General features: G+C 64.5%; 15 protein-coding genes. 8 read left to right on the plus strand and 7 right to left on the minus strand.

Annotated features, from left to right (window positions below; all coding sequences use genetic code 11):
* Window positions 1–159 precede the first annotated feature (159 nt).
* Complete coding sequence (locus CIT40_RS29315; protein ID WP_094893534.1) at window positions 160–423, minus strand: DUF7662 domain-containing protein; 264 nt, start codon at window positions 421–423, stop codon at window positions 160–162.
* Window positions 424–580: 157 nt separating this feature from the next.
* Between CIT40_RS29315 and CIT40_RS29320 the strand changes: the two genes are divergently transcribed.
* Window positions 581–2077 carry a sensor domain-containing diguanylate cyclase gene (locus CIT40_RS29320; protein ID WP_094893301.1) on the plus strand — a complete coding sequence of 499 codons (1497 nt, stop codon included), beginning with the start codon at window positions 581–583 and terminating at the stop codon, window positions 2075–2077.
* Window positions 2078–2184: 107 nt separating this feature from the next.
* Here the strand turns inward: CIT40_RS29320 and CIT40_RS29325 are convergent, their stop codons facing one another.
* Entirely contained in the window at window positions 2185–3060 is an 876-nt protein-coding gene (locus CIT40_RS29325; RefSeq protein WP_094893300.1) for a UTP--glucose-1-phosphate uridylyltransferase, read from the minus strand.
* A gap of 216 nt (window positions 3061–3276) precedes the next feature.
* Between CIT40_RS29325 and CIT40_RS29330 the strand changes: the two genes are divergently transcribed.
* A complete protein-coding gene (locus tag CIT40_RS29330) occupies window positions 3277–4662 on the plus strand; it encodes a lytic murein transglycosylase (RefSeq protein WP_193550892.1) in 1386 nt (461 codons plus the stop codon).
* A gap of 20 nt (window positions 4663–4682) precedes the next feature.
* Here the strand turns inward: CIT40_RS29330 and CIT40_RS29335 are convergent, their stop codons facing one another.
* Entirely contained in the window at window positions 4683–6446 is a 1764-nt protein-coding gene (locus tag CIT40_RS29335; RefSeq protein WP_094893298.1) for a peroxidase family protein, read from the minus strand.
* A gap of 282 nt (window positions 6447–6728) precedes the next feature.
* On the opposite strand from CIT40_RS29335, the gene CIT40_RS29340 reads away from it, so the two are divergent.
* Window positions 6729–8441 (plus strand): SGNH/GDSL hydrolase family protein, encoded by a 1713-nt coding sequence (locus CIT40_RS29340; protein ID WP_094893533.1) that lies wholly within the window; start codon window positions 6729–6731, stop codon window positions 8439–8441.
* A 164-nt stretch (window positions 8442–8605) separates the two neighbouring features.
* On the opposite strand, the gene CIT40_RS29345 is transcribed toward CIT40_RS29340, so the two are convergent.
* Window positions 8606–8974: a CsbD family protein gene (locus CIT40_RS29345; protein WP_094893297.1), complete on the minus strand. Its 369-nt coding sequence runs from the start codon at window positions 8972–8974 to the stop codon at window positions 8606–8608.
* A gap of 167 nt (window positions 8975–9141) precedes the next feature.
* Window positions 9142–9879: an SDR family NAD(P)-dependent oxidoreductase gene (locus CIT40_RS29350; protein WP_094893532.1), complete on the minus strand. Its 738-nt coding sequence runs from the start codon at window positions 9877–9879 to the stop codon at window positions 9142–9144.
* A gap of 98 nt (window positions 9880–9977) precedes the next feature.
* Between CIT40_RS29350 and CIT40_RS29355 the strand changes: the two genes are divergently transcribed.
* The gene (locus CIT40_RS29355; protein ID WP_094893296.1) at window positions 9978–10757 is read left to right on the plus strand and encodes an SDR family NAD(P)-dependent oxidoreductase; all 780 of its coding nucleotides are present in this window, start codon (window positions 9978–9980) and stop codon (window positions 10755–10757) included.
* Between the two features lie 182 nt (window positions 10758–10939).
* A complete protein-coding gene (locus CIT40_RS29360; protein ID WP_094893295.1) occupies window positions 10940–11827 on the plus strand; it encodes a TauD/TfdA dioxygenase family protein in 888 nt (295 codons plus the stop codon).
* Window positions 11828–11980: 153 nt separating this feature from the next.
* Here the strand turns inward: CIT40_RS29360 and CIT40_RS29365 are convergent, their stop codons facing one another.
* The gene (locus CIT40_RS29365) at window positions 11981–12625 is read right to left on the minus strand and encodes a YqgE/AlgH family protein (RefSeq protein WP_094893294.1); all 645 of its coding nucleotides are present in this window, start codon (window positions 12623–12625) and stop codon (window positions 11981–11983) included.
* A gap of 142 nt (window positions 12626–12767) precedes the next feature.
* Here CIT40_RS29365 and CIT40_RS29370 point away from each other — a divergent pair, with 142 nt between their 5' ends.
* The 3 genes from CIT40_RS29370 (at window position 12768) to CIT40_RS29380 (ending at window position 16455) form a co-directional block, all read left to right on the plus strand.
* Window positions 12768–13607, plus strand: coding sequence for a protein-disulfide reductase DsbD domain-containing protein (locus tag CIT40_RS29370; RefSeq protein ID WP_094893293.1), 840 nt, complete (start codon window positions 12768–12770; stop codon window positions 13605–13607).
* A gap of 459 nt (window positions 13608–14066) precedes the next feature.
* Window positions 14067–15434: a flippase gene (locus CIT40_RS29375; RefSeq protein WP_100298072.1), complete on the plus strand. Its 1368-nt coding sequence runs from the start codon at window positions 14067–14069 to the stop codon at window positions 15432–15434.
* 196 nt (window positions 15435–15630) lie between these two features.
* Window positions 15631–16455 (plus strand): sulfite exporter TauE/SafE family protein, encoded by an 825-nt coding sequence (locus CIT40_RS29380; RefSeq protein ID WP_094893291.1) that lies wholly within the window; start codon window positions 15631–15633, stop codon window positions 16453–16455.
* Between the two features lie 121 nt (window positions 16456–16576).
* On the opposite strand, the gene CIT40_RS29385 is transcribed toward CIT40_RS29380, so the two are convergent.
* Window positions 16577–17365, minus strand: coding sequence for a 3-hydroxybutyrate dehydrogenase (locus CIT40_RS29385; protein ID WP_094893290.1), 789 nt, complete (start codon window positions 17363–17365; stop codon window positions 16577–16579).
* Between the last annotated feature and the right edge of the window lies 1 nt (window position 17366).

Raw genomic sequence — 17366 nt, forward strand, 5'->3', positions numbered from 1 at the left:
TTCCCTCTCCCCTTGCGGGAGAGGGTCCGCTCGCGCAGCGAGCGGGGGTGAGGGGTATGTCTCCGCGAGTCCAAATCTCTCAGTTGAAGATGCCGAAGCAACCCTTCATCCGGCGCTTCGCGCCACCTTCTCCCACAAGGGGAGAAAGGAGGAATCGCGCTAGCGCCGCCCGTCCTTCTTCAGCTTCGTGAACCGCACGCTCTCCCCATCCGGCATCCGCATCGCCTTGAAACCCGCGGCGAGGCAGGCCTCTCGCTGCGGCATCTGGATGTCGGGGCTGCGCGAGGTGTCCCACCATGAGGCACGGTTGGCCGCGCGCGGCAAGGCGGCGCCGATGATCTCCTCGATCTGTTCGAAGCTCAGGACGAATTCGGCCTGCTTCTGCCGCAGCAGATATTCGCGCAACGCGTCGTAGTCGTTCACAATCGTCCTCTCGTCCCAAGCCCGGATCATCCAATCGATCGGGCCTGCTGAAAATCGATAGCCGGATAAACCGTTTCTTAACTCATTGCGACAGCGGCGTCGCGGCTTAAACACTACTCAAGCTTTCGGGCGCATCCATCGGGATCGGGAGCAAGCGATGCTGTCTGGATGGCGCGAAGTCATGGCCCGCCGGCCGTGGCGGATTTCGGCGAAATTGCTGATCATCTCGTCCGTGGTGACGGTGATCGGCTTTTCCGCCATTTGCGTCAACGTCATGCTCGACATGCGCCGGGGCGAGGAGGCGCTCGCCCGCCAGACGCTGGAGAACCTGGCGACGACCATCGAATCCGACATAGGCCGCAACGTCGAGATTTACGACCTGGCGCTGAAGGCGGTTGCCAGCAACATGCTGCTGCCCGAACTCGCGACCGTGTCGAAGCCGATCCGTCACCTGATCCTGTTCGACCACGCCATGACAGCCAGGCATTTTGGTGCCATCCAGGTGTTCGATGCTGCGGGCAAACTGACGATCGACGCCTCCACGCTCGATCCTGCACCGGAGAACCGGAGCGAGGAGGACTACTTCAAGGTCCATCGCGACAACCCCGGAGCCGGACTGTTCATCAGCCGTCCCATGCTGTTTCGCGGCGCCTATTCGATCGTGCTGAGCCGGCGCATCAGCGACACCGATGGCGGCTTCATAGGCGTCGTCGCCGGTTCGATCCGCTTCAGCTATTTCCACGAATTGTTCGACCGGCTGAACCTCGGCCCCGAAGACACCATCACCGTGCTCAACCGCGACCGCACCATCATGATGCGGCGGCCGTTCGACCTCGACGTGATCGGCAAGAACCTCGGCGCGCGCCAGGACTGGAAGGCGGACAATCTACGTGCGGGCGGTGCCTATGCCGGCCAGGGCCCCGTCGACACGACCCCGAGGCTGTATGTTCGAAGCAGCGGCACGAGCCCGCTGTTCGTCGTTGCCGGCAAGCCCCTGAGCGCGGTGTTCGAGCTGTGGCAGAAGGAAGCCTACCGGATCGGTGCCGTTATGGTGGCGCTCATCCTGTTCATGCTGGGATCGACGCTGGTGCTCGCGCGCGAGATCGGCCGCCGCGCCGAGGCCGAACGCAAGCTCGAGGAGATGGCGACGACGGACGCGCTCACCGGCCTGCGAAACCGCCGCAAGTTCGATTCGGTCATCGACGTCGAATGGCGGCGAGCCATGCGCCAGAAGGCGCCGGTCGCGCTGTTGATGATCGATGCCGATCACTTCAAGGCCTACAACGACACCTTCGGCCACCAGGCCGGCGACCAGGTGCTGGTCGGCATCGCCATCTGCATTTCCGATTCGGTGAGCCGGGCCGGCGACTGCGCCGCGCGCTATGGCGGCGAGGAATTCGCCGTGCTGCTGCCGAACACGTCTGCCACCGACGCCTTCAAGGTCGCCGAGGCGATCCGCGCCAAGGTGCAAGGCTGGTCCGACGACGAGGTGATTTCCACGGTGTCCTGCGGTGTCGCCAGCCTCGTTCCCACCGCCGGCATGGACTGGGCCATCCTGGTCGCCGCCGCCGACAAGGCGCTCTATGCGGCGAAGGCCGGCGGACGCAATCAGTCGGTGGTCGCGAGCCTGCCGAAGCTGTCGCTGGTGGCGTGAGAGCCCCCTCTCTCCGTCATTGCGAGGAGCCCTTGCGACGAGCAATCCAGACCATCTCCGCGGAGGGTTTCTGGATTGCTTCGCTTCGCTCGCAATGACGATTGGGGCTACTGCCCCAGATATTTCTTCATCTCCGCGATCAGTCCGTCGCGCAGCTCCGGGCGCTTCAGGCCGTAGGCGATGTTGGCGCGGAGGAAGCCGGGCTTGGAGCCGCAATCATGGCGCTCGCCCTCGAACTCGACGCCGTAGAATTTCTGCGACTTGGCGAGCCCGATCATGGCGTCGGTGAGCTGGATCTCGCCGCCGGCCCCGCGCTCCTGGGTCTCGAGGATCTTGAAGATCTCGGGCTGCAGGATGTAGCGGCCGGTGATCGAGAGATTGGAGGGCGCGGTGCCCTTGGCCGGCTTCTCGACCATGCCGTCGACCTCGAACATCTTGCCGTTGCGCTTGCCGACGCCGCAGATGCCGTATTGATGGGTGAGATGGTCGGGCACTGCCTCGACCGCGACCAGATTGGATTTCTCGCCGAGCGTCGAGGCCGTCTCGATCATCTGCTTGAGGCAGCCGGGCGAGTTGAGCACGAGCTCGTCGGGCAGCACGACGGCGAACGGCTCGTTGCCGACGATGTCGCGCGCGCACCAGACCGCATGACCGAGGCCGAGCGGCGCCTGCTGGCGGGTGAAGCTGACGGCGCCGGCTTCGGGCTGGTTCTGCGCCAGGACGTCCTGCTCGGCCTTCTTGCCGCGCGCGGCCAGCGTGGCGTCGAGCTCGTACATCCGGTCGAAATGGTCTTCGATGACACTCTTGTTGCGGCCGGTGACGAAGATGAAGTGCTCGATGCCGGCCTCCCGCGCCTCGTCATAGACGTACTGGATCAGCGGCTTGTCGACGATGGTCAGCATTTCCTTCGGCATCGCCTTGGTGGCGGGCAGGACACGGGTGCCGAGGCCGGCGACGGGGAATACGGCTTTGCGAATTTTCATGTGATTGTTCGAATACCTGGGGGCACGTGGAACGGGGATTGGAACAGCGCAATGGCTCCTAGCTAGCCTGTTTGCAGCCGCCAACAAAGGCGGATGTGGGGCCTCATCCGCGCAGAGTTAAGAAAAAGGCCGCCACCAAAATTTTACCTTTGTTAAGCTATTGGCAACCGTAACCGGGCCTCCTGATGCCGGATTTTTCAGGCCTATGGGTGGGACATGACGCAATTGGTGGCAGGGCAGGCAAGACGGGCGGGAGCCGTGACCGGCGCGGCGATGATCGCGGGCGCGCTGCTGCTGCCCGTCAGCGCACACGCCCAGGCGCAGAACGGCCTGTCCAACCTGTTCGGCGGCCTCTTCTCGGGTGCGAACCCGGCGCCCTCGCAAGCCCCGCCCGGTCCCGGCGGCGCCCTGCCCTGGAGCGGCGAGGACGGCGCTTCCGGCCATCCGCTGATGACGGCCGCGGCGATCCGCGAGGCGGCCTCCAATTTCAACAATTGCGTCGCCGGGATGTGGCCCGATGCCGCGCGGCGCGGCGTCACGCAGGAAAACTTCCAGCGTTTCACGGCCGGGCTTTCGCCTGATCTGCGCATCATGGACCTCATGGACTCGCAGCCGGAGTTCACCAAGTCGATCTGGGACTATCTCGACATCCTCGTGAACGACAACCGCCTCGCCAAGGGCCGCGAGGTGCTGGCCAAATACAAGGCGCAGTTCGACGCCACCGAAAAGGCCACCGGCGTCGATCGCTACATCATCGCCTCGATCTGGGGCATCGAGTCCAATTATTCGACGCAGATGGGCGACCGCAGCGTGCTGCAATCCACCGCGACGCTCGCCTGCATCGGCCGCCGCCAGGCCTATTTCAAGGACGAGTTCCTGTCCGCGCTGGAGATCGTCAACCGCGGCGATCTCAGGCCCGAGCAGATGCGCGGCTCCTGGGCCGGCGCGTTCGGCCCGACCCAGTTCATGCCGACCGCGTTCAAACGCTTTGCCGTCGACGGTGACGGCGACGGCCGCCGCGACGTCGTCGACAATCCGACCGATCTGATCGCCTCGACCGCCAACAACCTGAAGAAAGACGGCTGGCAGGCCGGCCAGACCTGGGGCTTCGAGGTCGTGGTGCCCAAGGGCTTCAACTACATGCTGGCCGACCGCGCCAAGGCGATGCCGATCGCGCAATGGGAGAAGCTCGGGCTCAAGCGCGCGACCGGCCAGCCATTCCCGCATCCGGGAGAGAAAGCCTATCTGCTGGCTCCCGCCGGCGCGCAGGGGCCCGGCTTCCTGATGCTGCAGAACTACCGGGTGATCATGAAGTACAACCCGGCCGAGGCCTACGCGCTGGCGATCGGCCATTTCGCCGACCGCCTGCGCGGAGGGCAGCCCTTCGTGCAGCCTTGGCCGCGGCAGGAACGCGAGCTGTCCCGCACCGAGCGGCTGGAACTGCAGCAGCTGCTGGCCCAGCGCGGCTTCTACAAGGGTACCCCGGACGGCCAGTTCGGCGGCCAGACCCGGGAAGCCCTGCGCAATTTCCAGGCCTCGATCGGAGTGCCCGCGGACGGTTTTGCCTCCTCCGACGCACTGGAACGGCTGCGCGGACGGTAAAATCGCGCCGCGCCGGCTCCTCAGCTGTCAACGTAGTTCACGACGTCGGAGAGTTCGAACCTGGCTCCCGGAGCCGACATGTCCTTCACGCTGGGCCGCCAGTGCGGGACCTGGACGAGATAGGACTGGCTGTCGGCGACCACGAGGCCGATCAGGACCTCGGCGACGATACGGCCGCCCACGTCACCCAGCCGGCTGCCGCCGAGCTTTGCCGTACGCTTCTTCTTGGCGTCGTCCTCGAAGGCGGTCTTGACCTGATCGGTCAGTTCGGCCTCGCGCAAGATGTAGTACCAGAGCGGCGCATTCTCATGCAGCTGTGCGAAATTCGCCTTGAACATCTCGCGGCGGGCCTTCACGGCCGCTTCGTCGGTCAGGTTTCCCTCGTCGATCCAGAGCTGCTCGTCGGTCAGCGGCGTCAAACCCATGCGCCGTGCCACCGCCTGCCCACTCGGCAAGCCAAGCGCTATGCCGCGCTGGAGATTCAGGCTCGGCAGAGACCTGCGATCGAGCCTTTCATTGCGCAGATCAGGCAAGCTGGCCAGCGGGTCGACGAGCATCGAGTCGATTCGATAGGCCGGCTGCGGCCGGATGAAGTTTCCGAATGGAAGCTCCTTCGTTGGTTTCGGCAGATCGCTTTTCACGTCGGGCAGGAAGAAGCTCCAGTCGATGCCCCATTCCGGCGGCAACGGACGAAAGCCGTTCAGGCTCTGCACGTCGTCGCAGCTGAAGTTCGGCTTGAAGATGGCCAGTCGATCGAGCGAATTCGTCTTCTGATGCGGTATCTCCGCGCTCAGCGAGTAGCTTGGCCGGACCATGGAGTGACCGAACCGATAGGCCGCGACCGAGAACTCAACGGGCATGAACGGATAGCGCGCGGCTTCCGGCTTGTAGAACTGGATATTCGGTTTGCCGCCGTTGTAGACGGCGTTGAACATCTTGTCCCCGACGACGCGCCGCACGAAGTCGTGCAGCACGACCCATTGATAGTGCCACCGCACAATGCGCTGCGCCGTGTTGAAAGCCGCAAGCCCTGTGATGCCAGGGCGCTCATTTCCCTTCGCAGTCGAGGGCTTGGCGAGATCCAGCATGATCTTGTTGTGAAATCGCTGCCACAGCGCATGGATCTGTATGACGATGTTGTTCTCATCGTTGCGCTTGTCGCCGATGATGGCACGTGGGCAATCCTGGTGTGCGTCGTCGACTTCCCCGCTCTCGTCGCGCGGCGCGCGCTGCACGTCGCAACGCTTCTTGCCCTTCAGATAGGCCGGCGTCTTGTCGAAGCCCAGCTTGATGGTGAGGTCCGGATTGTAGAGATAAGGCTGATCCGCCGGCCCGCGGCCGTATATGGAGTCGAGATCGAGCCGGGCCGTCCGGAAATCCTCGGTTGCGTTGGGATCATTGTCGCGGTCGAGATCGGAGGCGGGATCGAAGGTGATGTCGTGGTCGATGAACTGGCCGAAATAGGTATAGCCCGCCTTGATCGCCGGATTTTCGTCCACCGGCTCGGCCTCGTCGATCGGAGCGCCGAGATCGCCTGTCTTGATCATTGTGGCGGCGATCGCCTTCATGACCTCCTGCTCCTGCGGCAGAGTATCGCCGAAACGGGCACGGGCGAGTTCGGGGAACATCCGGCCGAACCGACCAAAACCTTCCGGATGGTAAGCCACCGCATCCAGACCACGTTCGGCCCGTCCATGGCCTTGCGGCCGCTTCGCCTTGGCCTGTTCCGCCTGCTTCTCGAGCAACTGCTCCGCTTGCGCACGCGACTTCGTCATGTCCTGCATGGCTAAGACTCCACAAATTAACGTTGCTGAAATGGGATAATTGCAATTACAGGAGGATCTTATTCCGAAAATATCATTCAGGTTGTCGGATGGATCACAATTGGGAGCGGATCCGTACTGCCCCGGTTCTGGCCGGTAACCGTTCCCGTCGACGTCGCTAGGATCGGCCTTGACCGCCGGCCCTATCGGGCGATTTATGGCGATGGAATTTGCCCGTTTGCGGCCTGATTCCGGTATTATATGGACCTGTTCCAGACCCCCATTGCGCTGGCCCGAGATCGCATGTCGAAGCCGAAGTCCCTGTTCAAGGTGCTGACCGAGACCGGCCCGCTGATCGCGCTGGGGACGGCGCTTGCGATTCTGGTCTCGGTCGCGGGGCCCGCCTCGGCGCAGTTCTTCAACTTCCCCGGCTTCGGCGGCCCGCCGCAGCGCCAGGCTCCGCCGCCACAACGGGGCGGTGGAGGCGGCGGCGGCTGGTTCGGCGGCGACTTCTTTGCACCGTTCCAGCAGCAACAGCCGCAAGCGCCGCGCCAGGATTATTCGCGCGCGCCCTCGCCCGCCAAGCGCGACACCACGCCTGAGAAGAACGTGCTGGTGATCGGCGACGCCATGGCCGACTGGCTCGCCTACGGCCTGGAGGATGCGTATGCCGAGCAGCCCGACATGGGCGTGATCCGCAAGCACCGGACCACGTCGGGTCTGATCAGGTATCAGCCGCGCGGCGAGCCCGCGGATTGGACGGCTGCCGCAAGGGGCATCCTCGAGACCGAAAAGCCCGACGTGATCGTCGTCATGCTGGGCCTCAACGACCGCAGCGCGATCCGCGAGCCCGTCGCCGACAAGACGGACAAGGCCGCCGCAGACAAGGACAAGAAGAACGACAAGGGCGCGCGCGCCAAACAGCCGGCGAAGCCGGGGGATACCAAGCCCGGCCATGACACCGCCGCCAAGCCGGACGACAAGCCTGCCGATGCCGATCTGCCGCAGGACGATGCCGACAACGCCGACACGCCGGCGGCCGCGCCGGAGAAGACCGCGCGCAATCCGAACGGCCTCTACGAATTCCGCGACGAGCGCTGGGTCGAGCTCTACGGCAAGAAGATCGAAGAGCTCGCGGGCGTCCTCAAGAGCAAGGGCGTGCCGGTGCTGTGGGTCGGCCTGCCCGCGATCCGCGGCCCGAAGGGCACCGCGGACATGCTGTTCCTGGATTCGCTCTACCGTGAAGGCGCGGCCAAGGCCGGCATCACCTATGTCGACGTCTGGGACGGCTTTGTCGATGAGGCCGGCCGCTTCCTGCAGAAGGGCCCGGACTTCGAAGGTCAGATCCGCCAGCTGCGCAGCGGTGACGGCGTTTACTTCACCAAGCCCGGCGCGCGCAAACTCGCGCATTATGTCGAGCGCGAGATCACGCGCCTGCTGGCAGGACGCTCCGGCCCGATCGCGCTGCCGAGCGAGCCGGCGACGCCCGACACCAGCGCCGAGCCCGGCAAGCCCGCACCGCGGCCGCTGGCGGGGCCGATCGTGCCGCTGGTTGCAGCCTCGATTTCGACCGATCAATTGCTGGGTGGCCCAGGCTCGCGTCCCGCCGCCGTCGACGCGCTGGCCGCAAAGACGATGGTGAAGGGTGAGCCGCTGGCGGCTCCCGCCGGCCGTGCCGACGATTACGCCTGGCCGCGCCGCGAAGTCGGCCGCGAGCAGGCCAAGGGCGATACGCCCGTTGCCGCGACGACGCCTGATGGCGGTGCGGCTTCCGCTGCGCCGGGCGCAGCCGCGGCGATCGCTCCGCAAAAGCTCGCGCCGAAGAAGCCGCCGGTGGTGCAGCAGCCGGCCCAGGCCCAGCCGTCGCTGCGTGATTTCTTCGGCTTCGGTTCGCCGCAGCCTGCGCCTGCGCCGCGTCAACTGACGCCCGCGCCGCGCAGCCCGAATCCCAACGCAAATCCAGGGATTCCGCGCCCGCCCGGCAGCGTCGGGCGATCGGCGGAGATGTTCCGGTAAGCGAGGTCTCGCTCTCGGACGGGCGCAGCGTGTAATGCTGCTGCGCAGAGCCGGTTCATGGCATTTACAAAAGAATGCGCCCCGGCCGGCAATGCGGCGTTTTTCAACGCCGCATTGCGTCCGGGGCACGACATCCAGAGTCTGTTACGACTTGGTTGGAAGCCTCAATAACGCCAGCGCGTGGGCGGACGGCGCGCGGGGCGCGACATCAGCAGCGCGAGCGCGAAGCCGATACCGCCGGCCACCATCAGTGCACCGAGCGGGTTATCCTTCACCTTCTGGGCAATCGCCTGCGAGCCGTCGCGGAAAGTATCGCCGCTGTTCTCGTAGGCGTCCTTGGCGTAGCTCGCCGCGGTATCCGTGGCATCGCGCACGGCATCCTTGGCCTGCCCGTAGAGATTCTGCACGGTCCCCGCAGCTTCCCGTGCCTTGCCTGAGGCCTGCGTCTTGGAATCGCCTGCCATGTCTCCGATCGCGCTTTCCGCCTTACCGGCGTAATCCTTGGCCGCTCCAACAATCCGGTCCGTATCCATGATGGTCCTCCTCGGGGGTCAGCCCAAGTAACCGATCAGGCGCGGCGCGGTTCCAATCCAGTTGAAGTGTATTCCGGATGAAGGTCCGTAACCCGGGTGAGCGCAGCGATACCCGGGAACGGTGCGAGCCAAGTCCCGGATGTCGCTTCGCTCATCCGCTACAATATCTACAAGATCAGCCCGCCATCGACGACCAGCGTCTGACCGATGATGTAGGACGACAGCGGAGAGGCCAGGAACAGCGCCGCGCCCGCCATGTCGGCCGGCGTGCCCAATCGCCGCAGCGGGATGCGCGCGAGCGCGCCTTCGAGCCGCTTGGGATTGTCGGTCGTCACCTTCGTCATCTTGGTGTCGACGAGCCCCGGCGCGATGCCGTTGACGCGAATGCCGTCTTCCGCCCAGGCCTCGCCCAGCGTCCGCGTCAATCCGACCGCACCGGTCTTCGAGGCATTATAGGCGGGATTGCCCATGGTGGAATGATAGGCCGCGGTCGAGGACACCATGATCAGCGACCCCTTCGCATCCCGCAACATGGAATGAAACCGCGTGGCGCAAGCCATCAGGCTCATCAGATTGACCTCGACCACCTTGCGAAAACCGCTCATCTCGAATTCCCCGCGCCGGTAGAGCACGGCGCCCTGCGCCAGCACGAGCACGTCGAGCCGCTCGAAGGACGGCTTGAACGCCTCGATCGCAGTGGGGTTGCTGACGTCGAGCTGCGCGTAGGCGAGACCGGTGAGATCGGAGCCTTCTTCAACCGAATATTCCGTTGCGTGAGCCCGGGTGCCGCAAACGGCAACAGCCGCGCCCCTGGTGCGAAACGCCTGCGCGATGCCGTTGCCGATCCCGCTCGAACCGCCGACCACCAGCACCTGTCTGCCTGAGAAATCGAGCTCGTTCGCCATCGCGGCCTCCCCTTTTGTCTTGCTTGTTTGACCTGTCTGCGGATCGATGCCAGCCTTGTCAATCATAACAAGAACAAGCGGCCGTCCGAGGAAACAGCATGTCCGAGTTCAAAGAGCTCAGCCGGTCCGTCAAGGGCCTGACCGTTCTCGTCACCGGCGCGGCCAGCGGCATGGGACGAGCCACCGCGCGCGTATTCGCCGCGGAAGGCGCCAACGTTGCCGTCACCGACCATGACGAGCAAGGCGCGCTCGCCGTCGCGCAGGAGATCGCGGCGAGCGGCGGTTCGGCAAAAGCCTGGACGCTCGACGTTGCCGACGGTGGCGAGATCAAGCGCGTGGTGAATGATGCCGCGGCACATTTCGGCGGGCTCGATATCGTCGTCAACAATGCCGGCATCTCCGTGCGCGTCGCGATCGACGACGAGGCCTATGAGGACGCATGGGCCAAGGGCATCGCGGTGATGCTGACCGCGCATCCGCGCATCATCCGCGCCGCGTTGCCTTACCTACGCAAGTCGAATTGCCCGCGCATCGTCAACATCGCCTCGACCGAGGCGCTCGGCGCCACCGCATTGCACAGCCCCTATTCGGCGGCGAAGGGCGGCGTGGCGAGCCTCACCCGCTCGCTCGCGGTCGAACTCGGCCGCGAGGGCATAACCGTCAACTGCATCTGCCCGGGTCCGATCCGCACTGGGATCACCGACCGCATCTCGGAAGAGCACAAGACAATCTATGCCAGACGACGCACCGCACTCGGCCGCTACGGCGATCCAGAGGAGGTCGCGCACATGACACTGAGCCTTTGCCTGCCCGCGGCGTCGTTCCTCACGGGCGCCGTGATCCCGGTCGATGGCGGGTTGATGGCGCGGAATGCATGAGAGAAGAATAGTAGCCCGGATGAGCGCAGCGACATCCGGGACTTTGCTTGCTCCGCCGGGTATCGCTGCGCTCACCCGGGCTACGGGCTGCCATGCGCGCCGAGCGTTGACAAGTACGAGCACGGGAGTAGCTTTTTCGCCGACAGAGCGGACCAACCGCTCGCACATGCGGGAGAAACGCCATGACGATCGCCATCCGGCAGCTTCACAAGCATTTTGTCGGCGAGGTTGCCGGCCTCGATTTGCGAAAGCCCCTTACCGACGTCGAGGCGCGCGAGATCGAGGCCGCCATGGACAAATACGCGGTGCTGGTTTTCCACGGCCAGGACATCACCGACGAACAGCAGATGGCCTTTGCGCTGAACTTCGGTCAGCGTGAGGATGCGCGTGGCGGCAACATTACCAAGGCCAGCGAACATCGTCTCAACTCCGGCTTGAACGATGTCTCGAACCTCGGCAAGGACGGCAAGCCGCTGCCGAAGGACAGCCGCGCCAATCTGTTCAACCTCGGCAATTGCCTGTGGCACTCCGACAGCTCGTTCCGGCCCATCCCTGCAAAATTCTCGCTGCTGTCGGCGCGCGTGGTGAACCCGAAGGGCGGCAACACCGAATTCGCCGACATGCGCGCCGCCTATGATGCGCTCGACGACGACACCAAGGCGGAGATCGACGACCTCGTCTGCGAGCACTCGCTGATGTATTCGCGGGGATCGCTCGGCTTCACCGAATACACCGAGGACGAGAAGGAGATGTTCAAGCCGGTGCTGCAGCGGCTGGTGCGGACGCACCCCGTGCATCGCCGCAAGTCGCTGTATCTGTCATCCCATGCCGGCAAGATCGTCGGCATGAGCGTGCCCGAGGGCCGGCTGTTGCTGCGCGACCTCAACGAGCACGCGACGCAAGCGGAGTTCGTCTACGTCCACAAATGGAAGCTGCACGACCTCGTGATGTGGGACAACCGCCAGACCATGCACCGCGTCCGCCGCTACGACCAGTCGCAACCCCGCGACATGCGCAGGGCGACGGTGGCGGGGACGGAGCCGACGGTGCAACAGCAGGCGGCGGAGTAGGCCTTCATCATTGCGAGGAGCCCGCGACAAAATTGCGAAGCAATTTTGCGTTGGCGACGAAGCAATCCAGGCTGCCAATGCAGGGAAGATTCTGGATCGCTTCGCTACGCTCGCAATGACGGCGGTGAGAGCGTCGCGACACGCACCACGGTGCTACGCGTGCCCGGCCTCGTTCGACAGCATGCCGGGATCGATGCCGATCTTGCGCAGGGCGCGTCCGTATTTGTCGTCGACGTCGTCACCGAAGATCAGATCCGAATCCGCATCGCAATGCAGCCAGCCGTTGCTCTGGATCTCGGTCTCGAGCTGGCCCGGCGCCCAGCCGGCATAGCCGAGCGCGAGGATGGCATGCTTGGGACCCGAGCCGTTGGCGATGGCGCGCAGGATATCGACGGTCGCCGTGAGACAGACTCCGTCGTCGATCCGCAGCGTCGCGTTTTCGATATAGAAGTCGCTGGAATGCAGCACGAAGCCGCGGCCGGTATCGACCGGGCCGCCGCGCAGCACTTTCATGCTTTCAGCGTTCTCCGGCAGCCTGATGTGCTCGCCCTTCTTGATGATGCCGAGCTGCTCCAACAGCTCGGGAAAATCGATGCTGCCGGCCGGATGGTTCACGATGATACCCATCGCCCCCTCCGCCGAATGGGCGCAGAGATAGATGACCGAACGTTCGAAGCGGGAATCGCCCATGACGGGCATCGCGATCAGCAGCCGGCCGTCGAGATAACCGGCTGAATTGGGCAGCGCGGGCCCCGCGCTGCGGGTGCTTTCGCCCGTTCTCTTGCCTGTGGGAGCCATCGGTGAAGCACTCCGGTTTCAATTCCTATCCTGATGTCGGGCCGGGCTGCTGTCAAATCAAGGCTTGCAGGGACGCGATTCAAATGCCTCCATCACAAGCAATTCAATGGTTTGCCCAGGGGTGACCCTGTAAAGACGTGTCATGCTCACAAGAGTTCCCCTGCGTGCGGCGGTTGGCGTCGCGACAACCCTGCTTGCGTCGTCGCTGGCGTTCACAGCGCGCGCCGATGACGCTTCGCCGTGGCAGCGCGACGGACATTCCGCGGCGCGGCTATTGGCGGGATCGCGCAGCGGCGCGGTCCTGCTCGGCGGTATCGCCATCCAGCTCGAGCCGGGGTGGAAGACCTATTGGCGCTCGCCCGGCGATTCCGGCGTCCCGCCGCGGTTCGACTTCTCCAAGTCGGACAATGTCGAGGCGGTAACGGTGATGTGGCCTGCGCCGCTGAAATTCGACGATGGCGCCGGCGGCCATTCGATCGGCTATCACGACCAGATCGTGCTACCCTTGCGCATCGTCGCCAAGGCCGCCGACAAGCCCGTGACCTTGCGCGCCGAGATCAATTACGCGGTGTGCGCAAAGCTCTGCATTCCCGTCGAGGCGAGCGCCGAGCTCGGCTTCAACAGCGTCGCCTCGACCGAGGACGCGAACTTGCGTGCAGCACTCGATACCGTGCCCAAGCCCGCCAATATCGGCGATCCCAATCCGCTCACCATCCGCGACGTCAAGCGCGACGGGCCCAAGAACGTGGTGGTGGACGTCGTGGTGCCCGACAGCCGCAACGTCAATCTGTACGTGGAAGGGCCAACGCCCGATTGGGCACTGCCGATTCCGGAGCCGGTCAAAGACGGCCCGGCTGGCGTGCAGCGTTTCTCGTTCGAGCTCGACGGATTGCCCCCAGGCGCCAAGCCCGACGGCGCAGCGCTGAAGTTCACACTGGTCGGGCCGGAGAAGTCGTACGAGTTCAATACGAATCTGGAATAGGTCGTCGCGGACCGCGCAACGGAGCCGATCAGGTTGCTGGGCAGGCCTTCGATGCCTGCTTTTCCTGCAACTTCTTCGTGCAATATAAGCTGCATCGCTGGCCGCCGGCCTTGGTGCAGACGGCCAGACACTTCTCGTATGAGCATCCCCACGCATCCGCTCGCGCGGGTAAGATGGAATAGAGACCGAAGCAGGCCATCGCAGCAAGCACGGTCACGCATGTCAAAAATCTGGTCATCAATCGCCCCTTCTGAAATGCCGTGAGCATAGCTCGAAGCGGCGCAGCACGTCACCTCTCGAAACAGGCAGCGCGGAAACTCCCTGGATGAAGTGATGACAGCACCGCCCGACCCAGCCGGCCCCGGCGGGAAGCGACCGGAGGCGTTCCAACCGAATCTTAAGGAATGGTTGCTAAGTCCCGGGCCTGCCGCAGCATGCGGGGCGCCCTGGGGATTCTTCGTGGCCGTTATGGATGCAGAACCCGCAATGACCGGACCGGCCGGCTTGATCGCGCGGGTGCGGGCCAAGTTGAGCGGCGGCTCGAGCGAGGCATCGCTGACGCGGCGGCTTGCCGGCACCATCTTCATCATCCGCGTCATCAGCGCAGGCCTTGCCTATGTATCGCAGGTGCTGCTGGCGCGCTGGATGGGCACGTCCGACTACGGCATCTATGTCTATGTCTGGACCTGGGTGCTGCTGCTCGGCAGCATGATGGATTTCGGCATCTCGGCCTCGGCGCAGAAAATCATTCCGGAGTATCGTGCCAGCGGCGAGCAGGCCTCGCTGCGCGGCTTTCTCTCCGGCAGCCGTTGGCTGACCTTCACCGCCTCGACGCTGGTCTCGCTCGCCCTTGCCGGCATTGTCAGGCTGCTGTCGCCCTGGATCAACCCGGCCGAGGAGCTGCCGCTCTATATCGGCTGCATGACCCTGCCCGCCTTCGTCGTCGCCAACACCCAGGACGGCATCGCGCGTTCGCATGACTGGATGCAGCTCGGCCTGATGCCGCAATTCATCATCCGCCAGGGACTGATCATCGGCATCACGGGCGCTGCCTTTCTGCTCGGCTACCATCTCGGCGCGGTCGCGGCGATGGTTGCGAGCGCCGGCGCGGTCTGGATCGCGATGACCGGGCAGATGGTGGTGCTGAACCGCAAGCTCGCCGGCCATATCGAGCCCGGCCCCAAGACCTACGACATCGGCGGCTGGCTCGCCGTCTCGCTGCCGATCCTGCTGGTCGAAAGCTTCTACCTGCTGCTGTCCTACACCGACGTGCTGGTGCTGCAGCAATTCCGCCCCTCTGACGAGGTCGGCGTCTATTTCGCGGTGGTGAAGACGCTGGCGCTGGTCTCCTTCATCCACTACGCGATGTCGGCGACGACGGCGCACCGCTTCGCCGAATACAACGCAAGCGGCGACAAGGCACGGCTGTCGGCCTATGTCGCGCACGCCATCAGTTGGACGTTCTGGCCGTCGCTGGCCGCGACCATCGTGCTGCTCGCGCTCGGCAAGCCTCTGCTCTGGCTGTTCGGACCGCAATTCGTGATCGGCTACGACATCATGTTCGTCGCCGCGATCGGACTCGTGGTGCGCTCCGCGATCGGACCGGTCGAGCGGCTGCTCAACATGCTCGGCCAGCAGAAGATCTGCGCGCTCGCTTATGCGCTGGCCTTCGTGATGAACCTCGTGCTCTGCATCGCACTGGTGCCGCGCTACGGCGGCCACGGCGCCGCGGCCGCGACCTCGATCTCGCTCGGCTTCGAGACGGTGCTGCTGTTTTGGATCGTGCGGCAGCGGCTGGGGCTGCACGTGCTGGCGTTCGGCAAATAGGTCATTCGGCGCCGCCCGTGCTCGCCCCCATGGGGAACGACTGTTTCGCAGCGCGCTTGGGACCAACCGGAAACCCCTCTCCCCTTGCGGCACGCAGTACAATTTTTCTTATTTTACCCAAACGGTTGCATCTCAGGGAAACTTTATCCTACGTCGTATTGCCCAAACGACGAGACCAACCTAAGATTCCCCGGATATGTTCGATCCACTCTACGTCGCCTCCGGATTCGGCGTCGGCCTCCTTGTCGGGATGACCGGCGTGGGCGGCGGTTCGTTGATGACGCCGCTCTTGATCCTGCTGTTCGGTGTTCATCCCTCCACCGCGGTCGGCACCGATCTGCTTTATGCCGCCGCCACCAAGACCGGCGGCAGCGTCGTGCACGGCTGGGCGCGCAGCGTGCACTGGCCGGCGGTGCTGCGGCTCGCCTGCGGCAGCATTCCCGCCAGCGCAGTGACCCTGCTGGTGCTGTGGAAGCTCGACCTCAGAAGCGATTCCGAGCGTAGCCTGATCAATCTGGTGCTGTGCTTCGCGCTGCTGCTGACCGCGACCTCGCTGATCTTCCGCAAATCCATCATGGAGCGTTATCGCGGCCGGCTCGAACAGGTCGACGAACGCACCACCGCGATTGCGACCGTCGTCACCGGCGTCGTGCTCGGCGTGCTGGTGTCGATTTCGTCGGTCGGCGCCGGTGCAGTCGGCGTCACCGTGCTGCTGCTGCTCTACCCTCGCCTGCCGATGGCAACCATCGTCGGCTCCGACATCGCCCATGCGGTGCCATTGACGCTGGTCGCCGGCATCGGGCACTGGGCGCTCGGCGATGTCGATTGGGCGCTGATGGGCGTGCTGCTGATGGGCTCGCTGCCCGGCATCATCGTCGGCAGTTACAGCGCGACGCGGGTGCCGGAAACGGTGCTGCGGCTGACGCTCGCCAGCGTGCTGTTCGTGGTCGCCGGCAAGATCATGTTTGCGGAACTGGACCTGTCGTCAGCGTTCGTGACGGCGCTGGCCTGGACGCATTGAATCCCGACCGGATTGACAGAATCGGAGGGTGGGCAAAGCGCAAGCGTGCCCACCGTCTTTTCATCGGGAAAAATGGTGGGCACGGCGCCTCCGCGCCTTTGCCCACCCTACGGCACTGTCCTTACTCCGCCGTCCAACCGCCGTCGATCGAGAGATTGCTGCCGGTGATCTGGGCGGCATCATCGCCGCACAGGAACAGCGCCAAGGCCGCGATCTGCTCGGACGTCACGAACTCCTTGGTCGGCTGCGCATCGAGCAGCACGTCGTTGATGACCTGCTCGCGCGTGAGATTGCGGGCCTTCATCGTGTCGGGGATCTGTTTCTCCACCAGCGGCGTCCAGACATAGCCGGGGCTGATGCAGTTGCAGGTGATCTTGTGGGTCGCAACCTCCAACGCCACGGTCTTGGTGAGACCGGCGATGCCGTGCTTGGCCGAGACGTAGGCCGACTTGAAGGGCGAGGCGACCAGCGAGTGCGCTGACGCGGTATTGATGATGCGGCCCCAGCCCTTCTTCTTCATGCCGGGGACGGCAGCGCGGATGGCATGAAACGCCGATGACAAGTTGATGGCGATGATCTGGTCCCATTTCTCGAGCGGGAATTCCTCGATCGGCGAGACGAACTGGATGCCGGCATTGTTGACGAGGATGTCGACCGAGCCGAAGGTCTTCTCGCCGAGCGCGATCATGCCGGCGATCTCGGCCGGCTTGGTCATGTCGGCGGGCGAGTAGATTGCCTTGACGCCGAAATCGGACTCGATCTTGGAACGCTCCTTCTCGATGTCCTCCGGCGAGCCGAAGCCGTTGATGACGACATTGGCGCCGGCGGCAGCGAAGGCGCGCGCGTAAGCGAGCCCGATGCCGCTGGTGGACCCGGTCACGACGGCGTTCTTGCCTGACAGACTACCCATT

It is taken from the genome of Bradyrhizobium amphicarpaeae, assembly GCF_002266435.3.
Lineage (GTDB): Bacteria > Pseudomonadota > Alphaproteobacteria > Rhizobiales > Xanthobacteraceae > Bradyrhizobium > Bradyrhizobium amphicarpaeae.